Here is a 4915-nt window from a genome sequence, read left to right on the forward strand (position 1 = left end):
GGCCAGCCCCGCCTGCGAGGCGAGCGCGAGACGGCTGGTGAGGTCTTCGAGTGTCACCGTACCAAACACCGGGCTGCCGATGTGAGTGCCGGGCAGCAGCAGATTGCCCAGCTCCATGGCGGAAATGGCGCGGCCCATGACGAGCTGGCCGTTGTAGACGAACCCCGCCCCGACACCCGTGCCGGGAAACACGCCAAGCAGCGAACGCGCGCCTTTGCCTGCGCCGAGCACATACTCGCCATAGGTGCCGGCATCGACATCATTCAGCACTGCGACGGGGCATTTGAAATGGGTTTGCAGCAGCTTGCGCAGCGCCATGTTGGTCCAGCCCAGATTGGGCGCGAAAATGAGAATGCCTCTGTCAGGATTCACCAGGCCAGGGCAGCCGATGCCGATGCCCTGCAGGCCCTTGGGATCCACGCCAGCCTCGGCGATGGCCTCATGAATGGCTTTGACGATTTTGTTGCGGCCCTTGGCGGCACCATCGGAGCCGTTGGTGGATTTGCGCGCGGAGCCCAGCACGGTGTAGTTGGCATCGAGAACCGAAGCCATCATCTTCGTGCCGCCGAGATCAAAGCCGATCCAGAAGGGGACATTGCGAAGCTTTTTGGACGGCTTCTGAGACGGTTTCTTGGGCGCGGATTTGGTTTTCGCTTTTTTGGCGGGCATGGCGTGGGAAAGACAGCCCCAAGACACACGGGCTTTCGGATGCAGCAAGTGACAATGTGAACGTGAGCCTTCTTACTTGGACCAATGCCTTGCAGCAAAGTTCAGGTACTGCGTCCAGTCGAAATCAGTGACGTCGTGTTTGCCGGTGCGGATGTGGTAGCCGATGAAATCACCGACAGGGGTGTCGATGGCGGGCTGTGCATCCACGACGACGCCTTTTTTGCCGAAGAGGGCGTAAACCGGGCTGGCAAATTTGCCGGAAAGGAACTCGCCTTTTTGATCGGCCCAGTGGTCTTCGGCGGCACTGGCGATGTAGATGGGACGCGGCGCGGCAAGGGCGATGAGCATGTGCATGTCCACGGGACAGGCGGCGGCGTTTCCGGCATAGTTTTTGTAATTCGGGGTGAACCAGTGCGGGAAGGCTTTGGTGATGATGGCGGTGGTTTCGCCGAAATCGCGCCGCATGAGGGCGGCACCGCCTTCACCGGAATCATTGGAGATGACGATGCCGAAGCGGGTGTCCTGTGCGCCCGCCCAGAGGGAGGTTTTGCCGAGGCGCGAGTGACCGATGACGGCGAGGTGCTTGCCATCAATCTGCGAATCCGTCTGCAGGTAGTCGGCGATGCGGCTGAGCCCCCATGACCAGGCGCCGATGGCACCCCATTCACCGTCCTTCCAGACGGTGTTCGCCCCATCCTTGCTGACAGCGGCGCGGAGACCTTCTTTCCACCCGTCGGCGTGGTCCGGTTCGATGTCGCCGTAGTAGGCAGTGGCCACGGCGAATCCGCGCTTGAGGATCATTTCCAGCGGCCAGCGGCTGCTTTCGGTGCCTCGGGTGGCCTCAGTGGCGCGATGATCGACGATGTTCTTCTCCTTGCTCTCACGCATCCAGCGGGTGCTGAGCGGGACGTCGGTTTCGGTGCTGACGGCATGGTTGCCGCCGAAGCTGAGGCCGACGAAGCATGGCGCAGCCTTGGTGGCATTGGGCGTGTAGAGCATCACATCCATGCCTGGCCATGCGGGACGGCTGGGCAGCGAGATGTGGATGAATTTGCGTGTGGCCAGGCCGCCTAGCGCGTCCGTTTTCGTCGCGGTGACTTCGAATTTGGGCTCACCTATGTCGGCGGGTGTTTTGCCATAGACGTGATCTTCGAAGAGTTTGAAAATCTCGGGCCGGCGCTTTTGAGTCCAGTCATCGACGGTGGTAAGCTTCAAATCAGGCAGCGGATCAGTGCCGACTTTGGCTTCGTCGTAGTTCACCCCGGGGCGCGGGGTTTGAGCCAGGGCGGAGGCGGTGAGCAGGAGAAAGAGGAAGGTGCGCATGGTTGGAGAAGACTGAACGAGGCGGGAGGGCCGAATTGTTCGTGCCTTTGCTGATCAGGCGATGTTTGATCGGCGACCATTTATGAATGACTCTTCTGTACCACCACCACTGCCTGCATCGAAGCCTGTGATGTCCCCAAGCTATTCACGGATGGGAGCTATGCTGGCAGTGTGCGTGATCGCCGCCTGCGTGCTTTTTGTGGTGGGAAAGCAGTCGGCGAACAGGGCGGATGGTGGAACCGAAGTGCATCCGAACCGCATGCTGGAGCTGATGGCGCGTTACGTCGTGGGGGTGCAGGGGCTGATGGGGGGAGACAATGCCCTGGGGGAATGGCAGTCAAACTTTGACGAGCAGCTGATGCAGAATGTGGTCAAGGTTTCCCGTGGAAAGGCAGACGAGCTGCGAGTTTTGATCGTGGAAGGCTGCGTGACCCATGTTTGGCCTGTGAAGGCGAAGTTTGATGCGCTGGCAGCGAAGGATGCGGATTTGCAGGCGGATGTGGCGACGCTGGAGCGCATGAAGGCGATGAACGGTGAGGTGCAGGATGAGGCCTGGACAAAATTCCGGAGGCGGCATGGCTGGATCGCTGAGCTGGCCCGTGCGCAGACAGGAAATGCTGAGGCCAAGCAGACCGTGGCTCAGCAAGGCATGAAAACGGCGGTGGCTTTGATTGGCTTCAGTCTGCTGGGAATGTGCGCGGCGGTGGGTGGTCTGGTGGTGTTGATCTTGGGCATCGCACGCTGGCGCAGCGGGAAGATCCGCCTGACGCTGGCACCGCGCAGCCGTGTGGAGGGAGGAGTGCTGCTGGAGGGGTTTGCGATTTTTCTGGTGCTGTTTGTGTTTCCACCCTGGCTGCTGCGTGTGCTTTCAGTGCCTTTGCCGGGTTGGGCTGCCTACGGGCCTGCCGTGATTGCTCTGGTCATCGGCATGACGTGGCCGGTGCTGCGCGGCATGCAACGTTCCCATTGGCGTGAGGCGCTGGGACTGCACCGTGGGCAGGGATTGTGGAAAGAGATGGGGGCTGGAGTGCTGGTCTGGCTGGCATCACTACCGCTGCTGGTGGTGGGGATGATCGCGGCGTCATGGATCATGAAACTCACGGGCGAGTTTCCATCGCATCCGATTGTGGAAGTTTTTGCGGGTGATGGGTGGGCAAAATTCGGCGCGATCCTGCTGGCGGTGGTGTGGGCGCCGATTTCAGAGGAAATCACGTTTCGCGGGATGCTGTTTCCCGGATTGTCCGCATGGCTGCGCTGGCTGCTGGGTGCGTTGCTGGGCGCATTTGTGTTTGCGGTAGTTCATCCGCAGGGCTGGGCTGGAGTGCCGGCAATCATGGTGCTGGCATGCTCCTTCTCTTTTCTGCGCCTGTGGCGGCAAAGCTTGATCGCGCCGATGACGGCGCACGCGCTGAACAACGGGATCATGTGCGTGGCGATGCTGCTGCTGTGGTGAGAAGCGGGCATAAAAAAACCGGGCTGATTGCTCAGCCCGGTTTGGGTTAACAGGAACTTGTCCTGCAGTGATTAATGTTCGTAGCCTGATTCGCCGTGTTCGGCGAGGTCGAGACCCGTGCTTTCCACTTCAGGCTCAGGGCGAAGGCCGACAACGATCTTCACGATGATGGTGATGACCAGGGTGGCGGCGACGCTCCAGCCAATGGTAAGGGCGACGGCCTTGAGCTGGTTCATGAGCAGACCTTCCTTGAGGCCGGCAACGATGGAGTTGGCCTTCTCATCAGCAAACACGCCGGTGAGGATGGCTCCCATCGTGCCACCGACGCCGTGAACACCAAAGGTGTCGAGGGCATCGTCATAGCCGAGGATGTTCTTCAGGTAAGCAACTGCAAGGAACGGAACGATACCGGCAGCCACACCCATGATCATGGCGGAGTTGGCGGTGACGAAGCCTGCAGCAGGAGTGATGACCACCAGACCTGCAACGATGCCGGAGCAGAAGCCAAGGACGGAAGGCTTGCCTTTGAGGATCCATTCAGTGACAGCCCAGACGAAACCAGCAGTGGCTGCAGCGAGCGTGGTGGTCATGAAGGCATTGGAGGCAATGCCGTCAGCACCGAGAGCGGAACCAGCGTTGAAACCATACCAGCCCACCCAGAGCATGCCGGTGCCGATCGCGCAGAGCACCATGCTGTGAGGTGCCATGGGCTCCTTGCCGTAACCTTTGCGCTTGCCAAGGATGAGGCAAAGAACAAGAGCGCTCCAGCCGGAGGTCATGTGAACGACCGTGCCACCTGCGAAGTCGATCGCCTTGATGGCGGCGTTAGGATTGAGAGGACCGCACATCAGGCCCGTCGTGCTCCACACCATGTGGGCGAAGGGGAAATAGACGGCGAACATCCAGAGGGTGACGAAAACCAGCACTGCGATGAACTTCATGCGTTCGGCGATGGCACCGATGATCAGAGCAGGCGTGATGATGGCGAAGCTGAGCTGGAACATGGCCCACATGGCGTCTGAAATCCACCAGTAGCCGGCACCCGAAGCGTAAGGGGAGACGCCTTCGAGCATCTTATACGACAGATCTCCAATGTAGGCGTTGCCCGCACCGAAGGAGAGGCTGTAACCACATGCCCACCACAGAATGGTAACCAGACCTGCGATGCCCATGCACTGGGCGATGACGGAGAGGACATTCTTCTTGCGGACGAGGCCGCCGTAGAACAGCGCGAGACCGGGGAGGGTCATGAAAATAACCAGCGCAGTGCTGGTCATCTGCCAGGCGTTGTGGCCGGGGCCAGGGCCTGCGATGTTGGACTTCCACACGGTGTCACCATCTTTACCGGCCTGACCATTGGTCACGTATTTTTCCAAGTCGAAAATACGTTGTTCAATGGTTGCAGCGGCAGGCTCGGCGGCGGCTGGAGCAGCTGCTGGGGCCGGAGCCGGGGCGGGAGCTGCCGCAGGA

General features: G+C 60.3%; 4 protein-coding genes. 1 reads left to right on the forward strand and 3 read right to left on the reverse strand.

Features of this window, described 5'->3' with window-relative positions; genetic code table 11:
• Positions 1-669: ROK family protein (locus WAW39_RS29865; protein WP_422323363.1), on the reverse strand; the 669-nt coding region annotated here is incomplete at its 3' end.
• Between the two features lie 72 nt (positions 670-741).
• The gene (locus WAW39_RS29870) at positions 742-1992 is read right to left on the reverse strand and encodes an acetylxylan esterase (RefSeq protein ID WP_422323365.1); all 1251 of its coding nucleotides are present in this window, start codon (positions 1990-1992) and stop codon (positions 742-744) included.
• Positions 1993-2074: 82 nt separating this feature from the next.
• Between WAW39_RS29870 and WAW39_RS29875 the strand changes: the two genes are divergently transcribed.
• Entirely contained in the window at positions 2075-3445 is a 1371-nt protein-coding gene (locus WAW39_RS29875) for a CPBP family intramembrane glutamic endopeptidase (RefSeq protein ID WP_422323367.1), read from the forward strand.
• A 71-nt stretch (positions 3446-3516) separates the two neighbouring features.
• Here WAW39_RS29875 and WAW39_RS29880 read toward each other — a convergent pair.
• Positions 3517-4915: ammonium transporter (locus WAW39_RS29880; protein ID WP_422323369.1), on the reverse strand; the 1399-nt coding region annotated here is incomplete at its 5' end.

This window comes from Prosthecobacter sp., from assembly GCF_049294395.1.
Lineage (GTDB): Bacteria > Verrucomicrobiota > Verrucomicrobiia > Verrucomicrobiales > Verrucomicrobiaceae > Prosthecobacter.

Excerpts from the sequence above, each read along its gene's own strand:
- WAW39_RS29870 (WP_422323365.1), bottom strand. The coding sequence starts at position 1,992 with ATGCGCACCTTCCTCTTTCTCCTGCTCACCGCCTCCGCCCTGGCTCAA.
- WAW39_RS29875 (WP_422323367.1), top strand. The coding sequence starts at position 2,075 with ATGAATGACTCTTCTGTACCACCACCACTGCCTGCATCGAAGCCTGTG.